General features: G+C 66.5%; 1 protein-coding gene (running past one end of the window). It reads right to left on the bottom strand.

Going from position 1 to position 20,361, the window contains the following annotated elements; all coding sequences use genetic code 11:
• Nucleotides 1-20,361, bottom strand: the 5' portion of a protein-coding gene (locus tag A5733_RS27745) for a non-ribosomal peptide synthetase (RefSeq protein ID WP_076241013.1). 3,996 nt of this gene lie to the left of the window's left edge; 20,361 of the gene's 24,357 nt are visible here — the first part of the coding sequence; its start codon is at nt 20,359-20,361; its stop codon lies off the left edge, out of view.

Below are 20,361 nucleotides of genomic sequence, written 5' to 3'. Positions count from 1 at the left end.
GGCGATGTCCCCGGGCGCCGGATTCGGTGGTGCGGTGTCGGGCTGGTCGGCGACTGCTGCCCGGGTGATGTCGACGACCCGGACGGGATGTCCGTCCAACCGGGCGGCCAGGGCGGCGGAGGTGACCGCGACGACTGGCACCGCATCGGCCAGCATGAACTCGATGCGGGCTGCCGGCAGCGCCGGGTCGATGGCCAAGTAGGCAGCTCCGGTCTTCAGCACCGCCAACATCGAAACGATCGCGTCGGCGGAGCGTTCCAGGAACACCGCAACGTTGCGGCCAGGGCCGGCACCCTGCCCGATCAGCAAGTGCGCCAGCCGGTTTGCGGACTCGTCGAGGTCGCGGTAGGTGAGCGAGCGGCCGTCGTCGCTCACCGCGACGGCGTCCGGGTGGCCGGCGACCTGGACGGCGAACAGTTCGGGGACCGACATCGGCGTCGACGATGGCACCGGCCCGGCCAGCGCCGCCCGGTTACCCATTGCGTCGAGGTGCGCGTGTTCGCCGGCGTCGAGGAGGTCGATCGAGGACAGTCGCCGGTCGGTGTCGGCGGTCATCGCCGACACCACGAGCTCGAACCGCTTGATCACCGATTCGACGGTGGCAGTGTCGAACACGTCGGTGCGGAACTCCACTGTGCCGGTGATTCCGGCCGGAGCGCCGGCCGCGGTCCACCGCTCGGCCAAGGAGAAACTCAGGTCCATACGAGCGGTATGAGTATCCGCCGGCATCTGGCTGATCTCCAGATCGCCGAGCACCGGCGCGGCGCCGGACTGGCCGGGAACGTTCTGCCACCCCAGCGCGACCTGCACGAGCGGGTGATGGGTCAGCGACCGCGCCGGGTTGAGCCGTTCGACCAGCACTTCGAACGGCACGTCCTGATGCTCGTAGGCGGCCAGGCTGCGGGCCCGCACCTGGGCCAGCACCTCGGCGACGCTGGGGTCACCGGCCAGATCCGCCCGAAGCACCAGGGTGTTGACGAAGAAGCCGATCAGCTCGTCGAGCGCCGGGTCGCGGCGGCCGGCGATCGGGAAACCCACGGCCACATCGGAATTGCCGCTGAGTCGGGAAAGCACGGTCAACAGGGCGGCCTGCACCACCATGAAGCTCGTCGCGTTGTGTTCGCGGGCCACCCGCGTGATCTGTTGCTGCAGTTCTGCAGACCAGTCCAGGGCCACGGTGGCACCGCGCTGATCGGCGGCCGGCGGGTATGGCCGGTCGGTGGGCAGCGTGAGCCGTTCCGGCATGCCGGCCAGCGCATCCTGCCAATACCTCAACTGTGCCGCGATTCGGCTCTGGCTGTCGTCGAAGTCACCGAACTGCGCGCGTTGCCACAGCGTGTAATCGACGTACTGGACAGCCAGATCGGACCATGCCGGAGCCTGCCCCACGCTTCGGCTGGCGTAGGCAACCCCGAGATCAGCCATCAGCGGGGTGATCGACCAGGCATCGGCGGCGATGTGATGCACCACCGCCGCCAGCACGTGCTCGTCGGCGGCGATCCGGAATACCTGTGCCCGCAGGGGGATCTCGCTGGACAGATCGAATACATGACGAGCCGCCTCGCCGATCGACTCGTGCAACCGTGGTGCCGGCCACCCGGTGGCATCCACGACGTCCATGCGGAATCGCGTGTCCCCGACGGGTATCACCGATTGTCGGGGAACCCCATCGACGGCGGGGAACACCGTCCGCAGGCTCTCGTGGCGAGCCACCACGTCGGCCAGCGCCTCCCCCAATGCGTCGACGTCCAGGGCCCCGCTGATCCGCAGTGCGGTCGCCATGTTGTAAACCGCTGAGGGGCCCTGCAACTGGTCCAGGAACCACAGCCGCGTCTGTGCGAACGACAGTGGAATGACCGCGGGCCGCGGCCCGGCCATCAGCGGATCCAGTCGAGATCCGTCGTCACCGATACGTGGTGCCAATTGCGCCACGGTCGGCGCCTCGAACAGGACCCGCACGGCGAGTTCGGTGTCCAAGGCGGCGGTCACGGCGGCCACCAGACGCATCGCCGAGAGCGAATCCCCGCCCAGATCGAAGAACGAATCGTCGACCCCGACCCGCTCTACACCGAGCACGTCGGCGTAGATGCCGGCCAGAATCTCCTCGGTGAGGTTGCCCGGGGCCCGGTAGCGGTCGATGTCCTGGTATTCGGGTGCCGGCAGGGCGCGAGTGTTCAATTTGCCGTTGGGCGTCAGCGGCAGTGTCGGCAGGGCCATCACCGCGGCCGGGACCATGTAGGCCGGCAATTGCTCAGCCAGTTGCGTGCGCAGTTTGGCCGGGTCGGCGGTTCCCGTCACGTAGCCCACGAGCCGTTGGTCGCCGGGTCGGTCCGCGCGAGCGATCACCGCCGCCTGTTCGACGCCGTCCAACCCGGCCAGGACCGCCTGGATCTCGCCGAGTTCGATGCGGTAGCCCCGGATCTTGACCTGCTCGTCGGCCCGTCCCACGTAGCGCAGCTGCCCACCGGCGTCCCAGTAGACCAGGTCCCCGGTGCGGTACATCCGTTGACCGTTTGCACCGCCTCTCCCGAATGGGCAGGCCACAAAGCGGGAACCGGTCAGACCCGCCCGGCCCAGATATCCGACGCCCACGCCGCGGCCGGCCACATACAACTCGCCGACCACGCCGCGGGGTACCTGACGCAGTGACCCGTCCAGGACGAACAGCGCCGCGCCGGGCACCGGTGCGCCGATCGACGGTGCACCGTCCCCGGCGGCCAAAGGCGCAGTCCTGGAGGCACATATCGTGGTTTCTGTCGGACCGTAAGCATTGACCATCACCCGCCCCGCGGCCCAGCGGTCGACCAACTCGGCCGGGCATGCCTCACCGGCGGCCAGCAACGACACCGCACCCAACCGCTCGGGTGCCAGCAGCGCCACCGCGGAGGGTGTCTGACTCAGGACGTCGACGCGTTCGGCAACGAGCAACGTCTGCAGCTCTTCTGGTGACCGAGCCGTCGACTCGGGCACGATCACCAGCCGCCCGCCGTGCAAGAGTGCGCCCCAGATCTCCTCAACCGAGGCATCGAACGCATAGGAATGCCATTGCGTCCACGTCTTCCCCGCCAAGAACGTGTCGGACGATCCCAACAGCCCGGTCACGTTGTGGTGGGTGATCGCCACTGCCTTGGGGACACCGGTGGTCCCCGAGGTATAGATGATGTAGGCGATGTCGGCCGCGGTCGGCGCCGGCGACAAGGGACCCGTCAGTCCATCGGGCGGCGACGTGTCGGCAGCCGCCATCTCGCTGACGTCGATGACCCGCAGCTCATATCCGGCCAGTCGACCGGTCAGGCCGGCGGTGACGATCGCCACGGTGGGACCGGCATCGGCAAGCATGAATTCGATTCGCGCATCGGGTAAAACAGGGTCGATCGGCAGGTATGCCGCGCCGGCCTTGAGCACCGCCAGCATCGAAACGACGGCCTCGGCCGAGCGCTCGGCCAGCAACGCCACATGGTCACCCGGGCGCACACCGTGCGCGATCAATCTGGCCGCCAGTCGATCCGCGGCCCCGTCCAGTTCCCCATACGTCATCACGCGGCCGGCGCAACTGATCGCCACGGTCTCCGGTGTGCGGGCCGCCGCGCGGGCGAACAGTGCCGGAATCGATTCCCCGGTCGTGACCGGGACGGCCAGCACTGCCCGGTTACCCCACTCATCCAGTTCGGCGTGTTCCGAAGCGTCGAGCACATCGATCGTCGAGAGCCGTCGGCTCGGGTCCGCGGTCATCACCGCCAACACGCGCTGCCACCGTGCGATCAGCGCCTCGATGCTATCTGCGTCGAACACGTCGGTGCGGAATTCCACCGCCCCGCTGATACCGGCGGGTTCACCGGAGGCGGTCCAGCGTTCGCCGAGCGAGCATGTCAGGTCCATGCGAGAGGTCTCGGTGTCCACCGCCACCGGCGTCACCTGCAGATCCCCCAGCGTCAGGCCGCCGGCCGGCCCGGTGTCCTGCCACGGCAGGTTCTGCCAGGCCAGGGCCACCTGGACCAGCGGGTGGTGGGCCAGGCTGCGGGTGGGGTTGAGCCGTTCCACCAGGACTTCGAACGGCACGTCCTGATGCTCGTAGGCGGCCAGGCTGCGCGTGCGCACCTGCGTCAGCAGCTCCGCCACCGTCGGGTCACCGGCCAGGTCGACGCGCAACACCAGATTGTTGACGAAGAAGCCGACGAGTTCCTCGAGCGCGGCATCACTGCGGCCGGCGATCGGGAAGCCAACGGCCACATCAGTACTCGCGCTCAGCCTGGAAAGCACCGTCAGCAGCGCGGCTTGCACCACCATGAAACTGGTCGCATCGTGTGCACCGGCCACGGCGGCCACCTGCTGCTGCAACTGCGCCGGCCACTCCACCGTCACGGTGGCGCCGCGCTGATCTGCCACCGGCGGGTAGGGACGATCGGTGGGCAACGCCAGACGTTCGGGCAGCCCGGCCAGCGTTTCTTCCCAGTAGGCCAGCTGCGCGGCGATCGGGCTGTCACCGTCGGCGATGTCGCCGAGCCGGGTGCGCTGCCACAGCGTGTAATCGACGTACTGAACCGGCAACGGCGCCCATTCCGGCGTGCGACCGGTACGCCGGGCGTCGTACGCGATATTCAGATCACGCACCAGCGGTGCCAGCGACCACCCGTCGGCGGCAATATGGTGCACCACCGCAACGAGCACATGTTCGGCCTCGCCAACCTGAAAGAGCTTGGCCTGCATGGGTATCTCGGTAGATAGGTCGAACCGGTACCGAACGGTTTCCTCGATCGCCTCGTCCACCGCCGCGGCCGTCCAGCCGGTCGCGTCGACGACCTCCCAGCCGAAATCGACCTCCTCGGCAGAGATCACCACCTGTCTGGGTGTCCCGCCCGGCGAATCGAACCGGGTACGCAGGCTTTCGTGACGGCCGATCACGTCCGCCAGCGCGGTACCCAAGGCGTCTACGTCGAGCCGGCCGTGCAGTCTCAGACCGACGGGCATGTTGTACACCGGTGAGGGTCCGTGCAATTGATCGACGAACCACAGCCGATTCTGGGCGAACGACAGCGGGATCACGTCCGGGCGCGTCCCGGCGACCAATGGTTCGGCGGGCTCGGCATGCTCACCGATGCACAGCGCCAGCTCGGCGACGGTGGGCGCCTCGAACACGGTACGCACGGAAAGGTCGGTGCCCAGAACGGCATTGATCGCCGAGACCAGACGCATCGTCGAGACCGAGTCGCCCCCCAGATCGAAGAACGAGTCGTCGGCGCCGACGCGTTCGACGCCGAGTACGCGCGCGTAGATCCCGGCCAGCACCTCCTCGTCCGCGCCCACCGGTGCGCGGTACTGACCGACATCCTGGTAATCCGGGGCCGGCAGGGCCCGGGTGTCGAGCTTGCCGTTGACCGTGACCGGTAGCGCCGGCAGGGCCACGACCACGGTGGGAACCATGTAGCCGGGCAACCGGTCGGCAAGCGCCGCACGCGCGGTGACCGGGTCGGCGGTTCCGGTGATGTATCCCACGAGCCGTTTGTCACCCGGCTGGTCTTCGCGGGCGATCACCGCGGCTTGTTCGACACCGGCCACCGCAATGAGTGCCGACTGGATCTCGCCGAGTTCGATGCGATACCCGCGGATCTTGACCTGTTCGTCGGCGCGACCGAGGTAATCCAACTGCCCGTCCGCACGCCAGCGGACGAGATCGCCCGTGCGATACATCCGGGTTCCTGGCTCGCCGAACGGGCAGGCCATGAACCGCGAGGCGGTCAGCCCCGCCCGGCGCCAGTACCCGATGCCGACTCCGGCGCCGGCCAGATACAGCTCGCCGACCACGCCCGCGGGCACCGGACGCAGCCACTCGTCCAACACGAAAAAGGCGGCCCAGGCTGTCGGCGCCCCGATCGGCGGTGCACCGGAACCGGCTTCCAGCGGAGCGCTGGCGCACAGCCACATCGTGGTCTCGGTCGGCCCGTAGACATTGACCATCACCCGCCCCGGCGCCCAGCGATCCACCAATTCGGGTGGGCACGGCTCCGCCCCGATCACCAGCGCCGTGGCCGCCAGGCCGTCCACCGGCAGCACCCCGGCCGCCGACGGCGTCTGCGTCAGTACTGTCACCTGCTCACGAACCAGCAAGGCGTGGAAGTCTTCTGGGGAACGGGTCGTGGTGTCGGGTACCACCACGAGCCGCCCGCCGTGCAGAAGCGCACCCCAGATCTCCCACACCGAGAAGTCGAAGGCATACGAGTGGAACTGCGTCCACACCTGTCCCGGCGCCAGCGGTACCCCGATCTGGAGCGAGTCGAAGAGTTGGGCCACATTGCGCTGGGTGACCGCCACCCCCTTCGGCTGCCCGGTAGTACCCGAGGTGTAGATGATGTGGGCCATATCGTCGGGTGCCGGTGGCACCAACGGCGCGCCGCTCTGGACCGCGAGCGCGGGGTCCGCGACATCGACGATCGTCAGGCCGTGTTGCCCGAACCGCTCAGCCAGGTCGGCGGTGGTGACCGCGGCCAGCGGGGCCGCGTCGGTGAGCATGAACTCGACGCGGGCCTGCGGCAGCGCCGGGTCGATCGGCAGGTAGGCCGCGCCGGCCTTGAGCACCGCCAGGATCGCCACGATCGCCTCGGCCGAACGTCCGAACATCAACGCCACCCGTTCACCGGGACCGGCGCCGTGGCTGATGAGCATGCGCGCCAGGCGGTTTGCGGACTCGTCGAGTTCCCGATACGTCAACGCCGTGTCTCCGCAGACCACCGCCACGGCCTCTGGTGCCCGTCGCACCTGGGCGGCGAACAGTTCCGGCACCGACGCCGGTTGCGGTAGACGGGTGAGAACGGCCCGATTGCCCCACTGCGCAAGTTGCTTGCGTTCGGTCTCGTCGAGGAGGTTGACCGCGGACAGTGCGCGGTCCGGATCGGCTGTCATTGCCTGCACCACGGCCTCGACCCGATTGGTGAGGATGTCGATGGCAGCAGCGTCGAAGACGCCGGTGTCGTACTCAAGACGCAGACCCAGTTGGGCACCGGGTATGGCTTGCATCGTGAGCGGATAGTCGGTGGACTCGTGGCTGGTGTACTCGGTGATCTCCAATCCGTCACCGCCGCCTGACAATGCGTCGGTGTCCACCGGATAGTTCTCGAAAACGAACAGGGTGTCGAACAGGCGGTCGTGGCCGGTGATGCGATGCATTTCGCTCAGCGACACATGCTGGTGCTCAAGGGTTTCAGTGTGCTGACGCTGCAGCTTGCCGAGCAGAGCGGTGGTGGTGGTCGCCGCCGTGATGTCGGCGCGTACCGGCACGGTGTTGATCAGCAATCCCACCATCGTTTCAGCGCCCACCACCTCGGCCGGCCGGCCCGACACCACGGTGCCGAACGCGATATCACGTTGGCCGGTCAGCGAGTTCAGCAGCAGCGCCCAGGCCGCCTGCAACACGATGTTGACGGTGGTGCGCTGCGACCGGGCCAATTCGGCGAGCGCCCGAGTCGTTTCCGGCGACACCTGATGCGTCCGTACCCCGCGCGGCCCCGGTACCGGTTTGTGGGACGGACCGACGAGCGTCGGCGTGTCAAAACCGTCGAGCACCTCACGCCAGGCGGCATGGGCGGCCGCGACGTCGCGATCGGACAGCCAGTTGATGAAGCTGCGATACGGCGTGGCGGCCGGCAGCTGATGCCCGTGATAGGCGGCGAAGATCTCCTGCAACAGGATGGGCAGTGACCAGCCGTCGAGCACGATGTGGTGGTTGGTGAGTACGACGCGATGCTGGTCTGTCGAGGTGCGGATCACCGCCACCCGGAAGGCCGGAGGGTGGGCCAGGTCGCAGACCGCGGCACGTTCCTGCGCGCACACCTGCTGAATCTGCTGCTCGGTTGCCGCCGAGTCGAATTCGACGTACCGCCATCCGGCCGCGGGATCGGCCGGGATGATCTGCACCGGCTCGTCGAACTGTTCGCAGAACCGCGCCGCCAGATGCGGATGGCGGCCGGCCACTGCCTGCACGGCCTCGGCCAGTCGATCTGCGTCGAGCGCACCGCTGACGGTGATGTCCAACTGCACCACATACAGGTCGTCCTCGGGCCCGTGCGCTGTGCTGCTGTGAAAAATCAGACCCTGCTGTAATGCGGTCAGCGGCAAGATGTCCGCGATCCGATGCCGGCGCTGTAGCTCGTCGATCTCGTGCTGGTCGAGCCGAGCGGGCGCGATGTCCGACGGTGTCAATCCGCCGCCGCCGTTTCGCACATGGGTGCAGATGCCGGTCAGGGCATCCAGCCACAGTTGGCTGAGCCGGCTGATCTGAGCCTCGTCGACTGCCGACCGGGCCCAGGTCCAGTTGGCTTGCAGATGCGGTCCGGTATCGGTGTCGAGGATGCCCGTGTCGAGCGCGACGGTATGGGTCAACGACATCGATGTCGCGGCCGCCGCTCTGGTGGCCGACAGACCGTCCGGCGATACCCGCCAGCCACCGTTGGTCTCCGTGGACGCGGCGCCGAGTCGCCCCAGATAGTTGAATCCGATTGTCGGCTCGTCAGCTTCGAGGTCGACATCGGCGTTCAGGTAGCGCAGGAGACCGTAGGTCAGTGGTGACGGCAACGAGCGAAGCTGCTCTTTGGCTGCTTTGACCACCCTGCCCAACGCCGCTTCACCGGTCGCCACCTGGGACCAGGTCAGTCGGTCGGGGTGATCCGCGACGTGCCGGTCCCCGATCTCCAATGCCACCGGGTACTTGGTGGTGAACCACCCGAGGGTTCGGGACAGGTCGATGTCAGCGGCGAGTTCCTCGTGCCGGCCGTGGCCCTCGACGTCGATGCCGATCCGGGTACCGGGGATGCCCAGCACCCCGCCGAATTCGGCCACCGCAAGTGCGAACGCGATCAGCAAGATGTCTTGTGTCCCGGCGCGGAACGCCGCGGGCACCTCTTCGAGGAGCATGCGGGTGGTTGCTGCGTCCAATGAGACCGACAGCTGCCCGGCGTTCTCATAGGTGTCCTCGTGCGGTCGGATCGGCGGCAACAACCTCCTGGCGTTGAGCGCCTTTCGCCACGCCTCGGTGTGGGCGATGACTTCCGGGCGATCGGCGTGAGTGTCGAGGCGTTCGGCCCATCGAGCGAACGACGTCCCAGTCGGTGGCAGCACCACCGGCCGGCCGGCGCGATGCTGCGTCCAGGCGATGTTGAGGTCGTCCAACACAATTCGCCATGACACCCCGTCGATGGCCAGGTGATGGCCGATCAACACCAGCTGGCTCGTGGAGTTCACCCACAGCGCACTCAGCATCATCCCGGCCGCCGGGTTCAGCCGCATGCGCGCCGCCACGAGCGCATCGTCCGTCAGGGTGTCAACCGATTCCAGACACGTCCTCGCATCGACGGCGCCCGGCGCGGCTGCGGTCAACACCCAGCCGTCGATGTCGTCTGTCGCCCGCAGTCGCAGCATGGCATGCCGATCGAGCAAGGCCTGCAGCATGATTACGGCGTCTGCTTCGTCGGCTCCAACCGGCGCCTGCACCAGAAGTGTCTGATTGAACTCGTCGACAGGGCCACCGGTGCGTTGCACGTCATGCAACCAGCGGATGATCGGGGTGGCCAGGACCGGCCCGACGCCGTCATCGACCGGGCCGGAGTCGCTTCCGGCCACGGCGACCACGCGAGCCAACCGGGCCGCCGTCTGCTCGACGAAAATGTCTCGTGGCCGACACACCAGGCCGGCGGCCCGGGCCCGAGACACCACCTGCATGGACAGGATGCTGTCGCCGCCCAGGTCGAAGAATGAATCGTCGGCGCTTACTTGTTCTATCCCCAGGACTTGGGCGTAAATGCCGGTGAGAAGCTCTTCGACGGCGTCCGCGGGCGCACGGTAGTCGCCCTGTGCGGAGCCGTAATCCGGTGCCGGGAGCGCTCGGACATCGAGCTTTCCGTTGACCGTCAACGGGAGTGCGTCGAGCCGCACCACCGCAGCCGGCACCAGGTAGGCCGGCAGTTGCTCGGCCAATTGCCTGCGGACGCTTGACGAATCGGCTGTGCCGGTCACATATCCGACGAGTCGCTTGTCGCCGGGACGGTCCTCGCGGGCGATCACCGCCGCGTGGTCCACGCCGTCGAGCGCGGTGAGAATCGACTGGATCTCGCCGAGTTCGATGCGGTACCCACGGATCTTGACCTGCTCATCGGCACGGCCCAGATAGGTCAGCTGACCGTCCGGTCGCCAGGACACCAGGTCGCCGGTGCGGTACATGCGCGTCGCCGACTCCCCCACGCCGAACGGACAGGCCACAAAGCGGGTGGCGGTCAACGCGGTCCGGCCCAGATAGCCGTACCCCACACCCGATCCCGCCACATACAGCTCACCGACGACATCGACCGGCACGGGACGCAACCACTCGTCGAGGACGAAGAGCGCGGCGCCGGGCACCGGTGAGCCGATCGGTACGCCGAGACCGGGTGTGAGCGGCGCGCTGATCGCGACGCACATCGTGGTCTCCGTGGGTCCGTAGGCGTTGATCATCACCCGCCCCGGCGCCCAGTGGTCCACCACCTCCGGCGGGCAGGCTTCGCCGACCACCACCAGAGTCGCCGACTCGAGCCCCTCACGCGGCAATGCCGCCACTGCCGAAGGAGTTTGGGTCAACACGTCGACGTGTTCGCGAACCAGGAGAGCATGAAAGTCCACGGGTGAGACCGCGGTGTCTTCGGGCACCACCACAACCCGACCGCCCCGGAGCAGGGCGCCGAAAATTTCCCAGACCGAGACGTCGAACGCGAGTGAATGGCACAGGGGCCACACGCCGCGCCGTGGTAGCCCGGCGTCGAGCGTAGCCAACAGCTGGGTGACGTTGTGGTGGGTGACGGCAACGCCTTTGGGAGTTCCCGTCGTGCCCGACGTATAGATCAGATACGCGACATCGTCAACGCTCGGGGACGGCAGCGTGCCGGGTTCGCCGTCGGCCGCAAGGGTCTGGTGGTCATCGGCCACATCGATGACCACCAGACCACGCTCCTGCAGGCGAGCCACGAGATCTGTGGTGGTGACCGCGACGATCGGCCGCGCGTCACCGAGCACGAACTCCAACCGGGTCTCGGGCACCGCCGGATCAATGGGGAGGTACGCGGCACCGGTCTTCAGCACGGCCAGGATCGCGACGATCGCCTCGGCAGAGCGGTTGAACAACACCGCGACGCACTGACCTGGAGCAGCTCCGTTCCTGATCAGCAACTGCGCCAACCGGTTCGCTGCCTCGTCGAGTTCCCGATAGGTCCAGGAGCGTTCGCCGCAGGTGAGGGCGACCGCTTCGGGGTTCCGCGTCGCATGGTCGGCGAACAGAGCGCTCACGGTCACCGGTCGCGGTGCCGGGGAGTTCAATGCCGCATGGTTGCCGATCGCCGCGAGGTGGGCGTGCTCCTCGTCATCGAGTAGGTCCACCGACGAGAGCCGCAGCGTCGGATCGGTGGTCATGATGGTGAGGATGCGGCGCAACCGCGCCATCAGCGTTGCCACACTGTTCGGGTCGAACACATCGGTGCGGAACTCCACAGTCCCGCCGATCCCCGCCGGCTCACCGGAGGCGGTTCGACGCTCTCCCAGCGATAGATTCACATCCATTCGTGCCGTGTGCGTTTCGACGGGTACCGGAACTGCCTGTAGATCGCCGAACGTCATTTCGGTGGTTGAATCGATGACCTGCTGTCCGACACCGTTCTGCCACGCCAGCGCCACCTGCACCAGAGGGTGATGCGACAGCGATCGGGCCGGGTTCAGTTGGTCGACGAGCACCTCGAACGGCACGTCCTGATGCTCGTAGGCAGCCAGGCTGCGAGTCCGCACCCGGTCGATCACCTCGGCGATCGTGGGATCCCCGGCCAGGTCAACCCGCAACACCAAGGTGTTGACGAAGAAGCCCACCAGATCATCCAGGGCGGGGTCGGTGCGGCCGGCGATCGGGAACCCCACTGCCACATCAGAACTCCCGCTCAGCCTGGAAAGCACGACGAGCAGGGCTGCTTGCACCACCATGAAACTGGTCGCGTCGCGTTCGCAGGCGAGGCGGTGAATCTGCCGGTGCAACTCGACCGGCCACTGGACTGCCATGGTGGCACCGCGCAAGTCGGCGACCATCGGGTACGGCCGATCGGTCGGCAGTGCCAGGCGTTCGGGCATGCCGGCCAACGTCTCCCGCCAGTATTCGACCTGCGTGGCGATGGGGCTTTCGCCGTCCTGAAGGTCGCCGAACTGTGCACGCTGCCACAGTGCGTAGTCGACGTACTGCACGGACAGGTCGGCCCAGGCCGGCTGCTGTCCGGCGCTGCGGGCGGCATAGGCCATTCCCAGGTCGGTCGCCAACGGGGTGACCGACCAACCGTCGGCGGCGATGTGATGCACCACGGTCGTAAGCACATGCTCGGTGTCGGTGATACGGAAAACCGTGGCCCGCAGCGGAAGTTCAGCACTCAGATCAAACGTATATGCGGCCGCGTCGCTGATCGCAGCGTGGAGCTCGTCAGCCGTCCACCCGGTGGCATCGGTGACGTTCCAGGCGATTTCGACACTGCCCGGCGCCATCACCAACTGGCGAGGTACGCCATCGTGCTCGACGAACAACGTTCGCAGGGTCTCATGGCGGGCCACCACATCGGCCAACGCGTCACCCAACGCGTCGACATCGAGCGAACCGTAAAGCCGGAATGCCGCCGCCATGTTGTAAACCGCTGAGGCACCGAGTAACTGGTCCAGGTACCACAGTCGGGACTGCGCGAACGACAACGGAATGACCGCAGGCCGCTCCCCCGCAGTCAACGCTGCCACACCCGGTCCGCGGCGATCGATCTGTGACGCCAGTTGGGACACCGTGGGCGCATCGAACAAACAACGCACCGTGATCCCGGCGTCCAGGGCGTTGTTGACCGTGGCGACCAGACGCATCGCGGTCAGCGAATCGCCGCCCAGCTCGAAGAACGAATCGTCGACGCCGACGCGCTCGTGGCCGAGAACCCGCGCATAGATGTCGGCCACGATCTCCTCGACCGGGTTGCCCGGTGCACGGTAGCGGTCGGTGTCGACGAATCCCGGTGCGGGAAGCGCACGCCGGTCGAGCTTGCCGTTCACCGTCAACGGCACGCTGTCGATCACCACGATGGCAGTGGGCACCATATAACTGGGCAACCGTTCGGCCAGCTGCTTTTTGATGCGGCCCGGATCGGCCGTACCGGTGATGTATCCCACCAGCCGCATCCTTGATCCGTCGTCGGCGCGAGCGATCACCACGGCTTGGTTCACCCCGTCCAGATCGGCCAAGGCCGTTTGGATTTCCCCCAACTCGATGCGGTACCCGCGGATCTTGACCTGCTCGTCGGCGCGCCCCAGATACTGCAACTGACCGTCGGTGCCCCACCGAACCAGGTCACCGGTGCGATACATCCGCTGTCCAGTAGCACCGAACGGGCAGGCCACGAACCGCGATGATGTCAGGCCGGCCCGTCGCCAATAGCCCACGCCCACAGCGCGGCCGGCGATGTACAGTTCGCCGACCGTACCCGGGGGCACCGGTCGTAGCCAGGAGTCCAGCACGAACAACGCGACCCCGGACACCGGTGCACCGATCGGCACGGTCGGTGCACCGGTCAGCGGTGCGCTCATCGACGCGTACACCGTGGCTTCGGTCGGACCGTAGGCGTTGATCACCGCCCGGGCCGGCGCCCAGCGCTCGATCAACTCCGGCGGACAGGCTTCACCGGCGACCACCAGCACCATCGAATCCAGACTGTGAGCGGCGATGATGCCTGCCGCCGACGGGGTCTGGCTCAAGACGGTCACCTGTTCGGTGACCAGCAACTGATGGAAGTCGTCGGGCGATGCGGCGACGGGTTCGGGAACCACGACCAGGCGCGCCCCGTGCAGCAGTGCTCCGAAGATCTCCCACACCGAGACGTCGAAGCTGTACGAGTGCCACTGGGTCCACACCTGCCCAGGCTCCGATGACACGTCGCCGCCCAGGGCGCCGAACAACCCGGGCACGTTGCGGTGCGCGATGGCAACGCCTTTCGGCGCACCGGTGGTGCCTGAGGTGTAGATGATGTACGCGATGTCATCGGGTGTCGGGCCCGGCAGTGCGGTGCTGGACTGGTTGGCCGCACCGCAATCGTCGATGTCGATGACGGGCAGATCACACCCGGCCAGGAGAGATCGATGTGCAGCCGTGGTGACCGCGAGGATCGGTGCCGCATCGGCCACCATGAATTCGATACGCGCCGGCGGGAGCGCCGGGTCGACGGGTACATACGCGGCGCCGGTCTTCAGTACGGCGAGGATGGCCACCAATGCCTCGCTGGACCGCGAGAAAAGCACCGCCACGACCTCGCCGCGGCCGGCTCCGCGGCCAGACAGTACATGCGCCAACCGGTTGGCCGCGTGGTCGAGCTCCCGGTACGTCATCGAGCGGCCGCCGCAAGTCACCGCCACCGCGTCGGGGGTCCGCCCAACCTGCTCCTCGAACAGCGCCGGAATGGTCTGGGCCGGTGCCGATTCCGTCAATGCTCCGCGATGGCTCCACTCGTCCAGCCGGGCGTGGGCCACCGCATCGAGCGGATCGATCGCCGACAACGGCCGCCACGGATCGGTGGTCATGGCGGACAACACCGTTGTCAGCCGCTCGATCAATGCCGCGACGGCGGACGGGTCGAAGACATCGGTGTCGTATTCGACCCGCAGACCCATGGCGTCGCCCGGCAGGACCTGGACTGCGAGGGGATAGTGGTTGGATTCGTGAAACTTGAATTCGGCCACGGTGAGGCCGTCGGCACTCAACGGGGCGGTGAGGTCGATCGGATAGTTCTCGAACACCAAGAGTGCGTCGAACAGCTTGTCGTGTCCGGTGATCCGGTGGATGTCGGTGAGCGCCAGATGGTGGTGCTCCAGGGTGTCGTTGTGAGCGTGCTGAAGTTGGTTCAGCAGATCGACCGTGGTGGTGGCCGGGGTGAAGACGGCCCGCACCGGCACCGTGTTGATCAGTAGCCCGACCATCGACTCGGCGTCGGCGACCTCGGACGGCCGTCCCGAGACCGTCGTGCCGAAGGCAATGTCGTGGCGGCCGGTGAGCCAGCACAACAGTTGTGCGAATGCCGCCTGCACGACGATGTTGGCGGTGGTGCGCTGGGAACGCGCCAGCTCGCTGAGCGCCCGCGTCAGCACCACGGGTAGACCGAAAGTCTCGATGCCGCGCTGAGCCGGTGCGTCTCGGTCTCCGGAGCCGAGCAAGGCCGGAGTCTCGAAGCCGGCGAAAAGCCGGCACCACGCCGCGCGGGCGGCATCGCGGTCGCGTTCGCCGAGCCAGGTGATGAAGCTGCGGTAGGACGGCGGTGCAGGCAACCGGCGGCCCTGGTAGACCGCGAAGATCTCCTGCAGCAGGATCGGCATCGACCAACCGTCGAGGACGATGTGGTGCGCGGTGAGGATCAGCCGATGCCGATCGGCGGCCAACCGGAGCAGAGCCCCCCGGAAGCCGGGCTCGTCGGCAAGCGCGCACACCGCAGTCCGTTCGGCGGCGCAGATGCGGTCGATCTGCGCCTCGACGCCGACACCGTCGGAGTCGAGTTCGAGATACCACCAGGGAGCCACCGGGTCGCTCGGAATGATCTGCACCGGTTGTTCGAACTGGTCGCTGAACCGTGCCAGCAGGTGCGGATGGCGCCTCACCACCGTGTGGACCGCGTCGCACAACCTGCGCTCGTCGACCTGGCCGCTCAACGTGATGTCCAACTGCATCGCATAGACATCGCCGGCTGCCCGCGCCACGACGTGGAAGAGCAATCCTTGTTGCAGCGGGGTCAGCGGCAGAATGTCGGCGATGCGGTGTTGGCGGTTCAGCTCGTCGATCTGATGTTGACTGAGTGAGGCAGGAGCGATGTCCGACGGCGTCAGTCCTCCCCCGCCGCGTTCGACATGCGCGCAGATGCCGACCAGCGCGTCGAACCACAACTGGCTCAACTCGCTGATCTGGACGTGGTCGAGTACTGAACGCGCCCAGGTCCAATCGGCGTTCAGCTGCGGACCGGCGTCGGTGTCGACGGTAACGGCGTTGAGCTCGACGGTGTGCCCGAGCCGGGTGGGCACCGCACCGGCGGTACGCGTCACCGCGGATTCCTCGGGGCAGATCCGCCAGGACGCCTCCGAGCTTCTCTCGGCAGTCCCGGCCAGCCGGCCGAGATAGTTGAATGCGACGGTCGGATCGGCCTCGTCGAGGTCTACGTCGGGGTTGAGGTAGCGCAGGAGTCCGTAGGTGAGGCCGTCGGGTTGGTTGCGTAGTTGTTCTTTGGCGTCTTTGATGACTGTGCCGAGGGCGGGGTCGCCGGCGACGACTTGGGTCCAGCGCAGTTCGCCTGGTGTGAGGGCGACGGGGTATTTGGCGGTGAACCAGCCGATCGTGCGGGACAGGTCGACGTCACCGCCGAGTTCGTCATGACGCCCGTGGCCTTCGACGTCAATGGTGATCGACGTGCCTGCACTACGCGTGAATTCAGCGAGCGCCAGGGCGAACGCGATCAGCAAAATGTCTTGTGTTCCGGCGTGGAACGCTGCGGGCACCTCACCGAGAAGCCCGCGGGTGGTCCTGGTGTCCAACGACACGGAGAACTGTCCGGCTGTCTCGTAGGTGTCCAGCGTGGGGTGTACGGCCGGGAACACCGCAGCGGTCGAGGTTATGCGTCGCCATGCGTCGGTGTGGTTGATGACGTCAGGGTGCCCGGCGGTGTGGTCGAGTAGTTCGGCCCAGCGTGTGAATGAGGTTGTGGTGGGTGGTAGTTGGATGGGTTGGCCGCCCTGGTGTTGGGTCCAGGCGATGTTGAGGTCTTCGAGGATGATGCGCCAGGACACGCCGTCGACGGCGAGGTGGTGGATGATCAGGGCCAGTTGTTTGGTGGCCGGGATCCATAGGGCGCTGACCATTTTTCCGGTGGCGGGGTGTAGTTGGGCGCGGGCGGTGGCCAGGTGGTGTTCGTCGAGGGTGTCGGCGGTGTGTAGGCAGTCGGTGGCGGTGATGGTGGCGGGTTCGGGCACGGTCAGTGACCATGTGCCGGTGTTGGTGTGGGCGCGCAGCATGCCGTGGTGGTCGAGGAGGGCTTGTAGTAGGGCGGTGATGTCGGTGTCGGTGGTGTTGGTGGGGGCTTGTAGGACGACGGTTTGGTTGTATTCGTTGATGGCGCCGTTGCCGGTGTCGAGTCCTTTGAGCCAGTGCATGATCGGGGTGGGCTGTACCGGGCCGAGCCCGTCGTCGATGACCTCGGCGATATCGTCGGCCAACCTGACCACTCGACCCAGCCTTGCCACTGTCTGCTGCACGAACAGGTCACGCGGGCGGCCGATCAAGCCGGCGGCACGGGCGCGCCAGATCACCTGGATGGCCGAAATACTGTCGCCGCCAAGGTCGAAGAACGAATCGTCGACGCCGACCTGCTCCAGTCCGAGAACTTGAGCGTAGATATCGGCCAGGATTTCCTCCACGCGGCTGGCGGGAGCGCGGTAGTGGTCGATGTCCTGATATTCCGGGGCCGGAAGGGCTTTGGTGTCGAGTTTGCCGTTGATGGTCAGTGGCAGGGTGTCGATGGTGACGATGGCGGCCGGGACCATGTAGGTGGGCAGCGTGTCAGCCAGTGCGGCGCGCACGACGGCAGGTTGAGCACTGCCGGTGATGTAGCCGACCAGACGCTTGTCACCGGGCCGATCCTCACGGGCGATGACCACCGCCTGCGCCACCCCCGGCAGTGCGGCCAGCGCGGCTTGGACCTCGCCCAGTTCGATGCGGTAGCCCCGGATCTTGACCTGCTCATCGGCACGACCCAGATACGCCAACTCACCGGCAGCGCTCCAACACACCAGATCTCCGGTGCGATACATCCGCACCCCCGCACCGCCGAACGGACACGCCACAAACCGGGTCGCACTCAACCCCGCCCGACCGAGATAACCGATGCTCACTCCCGCACCGGCCACATACAACTCACCGACCACCCCCGGCGGTACCGGGCGCAACCAGCGATCCAGAACGAAAAACCCCAGATGCGCCAACGGCCGGCCGATCGGACTGAGCGCATGGCCGACATCGGCAACGCCGATCTCACGAAACGAGGCATGCACCGTGGTCTCGGTGATCCCATACATGTTGATCAACCGCGGCAACACCGGATGATCGGCCATCCACTGCCCCAGCCGGGAAGGATCTAGTGCCTCTCCACCGAACACCACCACATCAAGACCCAACTGGCGATGCTGCGGTTGGGCGGCATCCACCGTTTGCAGCGCATAGAACGCCGACGGCGTCTGACTCACAACATTGACCTGCTCACCGATCAACAGGGCATGGAACTCCTCTGGGGAACGGACCACCGAATCCGGCACCACCACCAGCCGCCCACCATGCAACAGCGCCCCGAAAACCTCCCAGACCGAGAAATCAAACGCCAACGAATGCGTCTGAGTCCACACCTGCCCCGCAGACAACTCCAACTCACCCTCGAGCGCCTCAAGCAGACAAGTCACATTCTGATGCGCCACCGCAACACCTTTGGGCACACCCGTGGTACCCGAGGTATAGATCAAATACGCAACATCCCCCGGCCCCGGCCCCACCGACAACGCCGCAGCGGGCTGGGCATACACCGCCCGCTCGGCGACATCGATCACGGTCAGGCCGCGCCCCTGCAACCGGGACGACAGATCTGCGGTGGTCACCGCAACGATCGGGCAGGAATCCTCAAGCACGAAGTCCAACCGGGCTTCGGGCACCGACGGATCGATCGGCACATACGCCGCACCGGTCTTAAGTACACCCATGATCGCCACGATCGCCTCGACCGAACGGGAGAACAGCAGTGCCACGCGCTGCCCCGGCCCGGCACCGTGCTCGACAAGCAGATGCGCCAATCGGTTAGATGCCGCGTCCAACCCGCGGTAGTTCATGGCCGTGTCACCGAAGCTGACCGCCACCGCGCCAGGCTCACGACTCACCTGTGTTTCGAACAACTCGGTAATCGTGCCGGACGACGACACACACCGGCTTGACGCCGCACGATTGCCCCAGCCGTCGATCCCTGCGAGCGCCACCTCACCGTGGATTTCGAGCGAGGCAAGCAACCGTCGCGGGTCGGCGGTCATCGCGGTCAGCACGCGCTCGAAACGGTCTGCCAAGTCACGGGCGTCACAACCACTGAACACTTGCCCGACACCTGAAGTGCTGAGAAAGAGGTCCGCATCCTTCTTCAGGAAGACCAGGCCGAATTGATCCGTCAGCCCGGTGTGCGTCACGGTTCCGGTTCCGGGTGCGTCGGCAAAATCCGCCAGGCGAGTCGTCGGGATGAAGTTGATGGCCGCGCGGGTCGATGCCTGTCCGGTTCCCTGGACACGAGCGCCCTGCTCTATACCGCGCAGCGGGAAACGCTGATGTTGCACGGCTTCTCGGATCCGCCGGTCGACATACTCACAAAAGTCCGCCACCGTTGCCTCAGGCGATGTGGTGAGAACCAACGGAACGACCCCGGAGACCATGCCGGGCACCATCATCGTCTTCGGATTCACCCGGCGACTGACCGGGAAATCGAGCACGACTTCGGCGCCACCGATCTCGCTGTGCACCAGTAATGCACACGCTGCGGTGATCACTGAAGCTCGGCGCACTCCCAACCGGTGCGACAGCTCGCGGGTCCTGGCGACAACGGCCGGATCCAGCTGCACCGGCGCCGAGGGCTCATACTCGAGTCCTGTTGCGCTGCAGGGCGCAAACCCTCGGTGCGGATCGTTCTCCGGCGGAACATTCCGCGCCCAGTAGTCCCGGTCGACGAGGTAATCCTCGGACGCTTCGTATTCCGATTCGGCTTCGACGAGATCCTTCAACGATCCGAAGATCGGTGCCGCCGGCGGTACACCAGTGGCAAGCGCGGTATATACGGCGGCAATCCGGTGGCACACGGCAGCCATGCCGATGCCGTCTATCGCGATGTGATGGCAGCATACGAACCAATAGAATTCATCTTCACGTGTCTGCATCAACGCAGATTTGAACAACGGACCATTCAGCGGCATTGGCGCGCGTTGGATCGTCGATACGTGGCGGTAGACCTCGGCTACTGAATCATGCTCAGCACCAAGGTCATAATGTGCGAGCTCGATGTACGCATCGTCGATCACCCGTTGGAAAACCTGGCCGTCGACCTCCGTGAAGACAACCCTGAGCGGTTCCGCTTCCTGCACCACCTGCCGGATGGCTTGTTCGAATAAATCGAGTTCTATCCGACCGTCGATCCGCCCGAGCATGCCGTTGTGCCACTTGGCACCACAGCTACCCGTCTCCTCGGACAGCCAGATATCCAACTGCCCTCGTGTGAGCGGGAGCAGCTCATGACTTTCCAT

The sequence above is a fragment of the Mycobacterium sp. NS-7484 genome (genome assembly GCF_001953975.1).
GTDB lineage: Bacteria > Actinomycetota > Actinomycetes > Mycobacteriales > Mycobacteriaceae > Mycobacterium.
The sequence above is the reverse complement of the archived record's forward strand: the minus strand, read 5'-3'. Positions and strand labels throughout refer to the sequence as shown.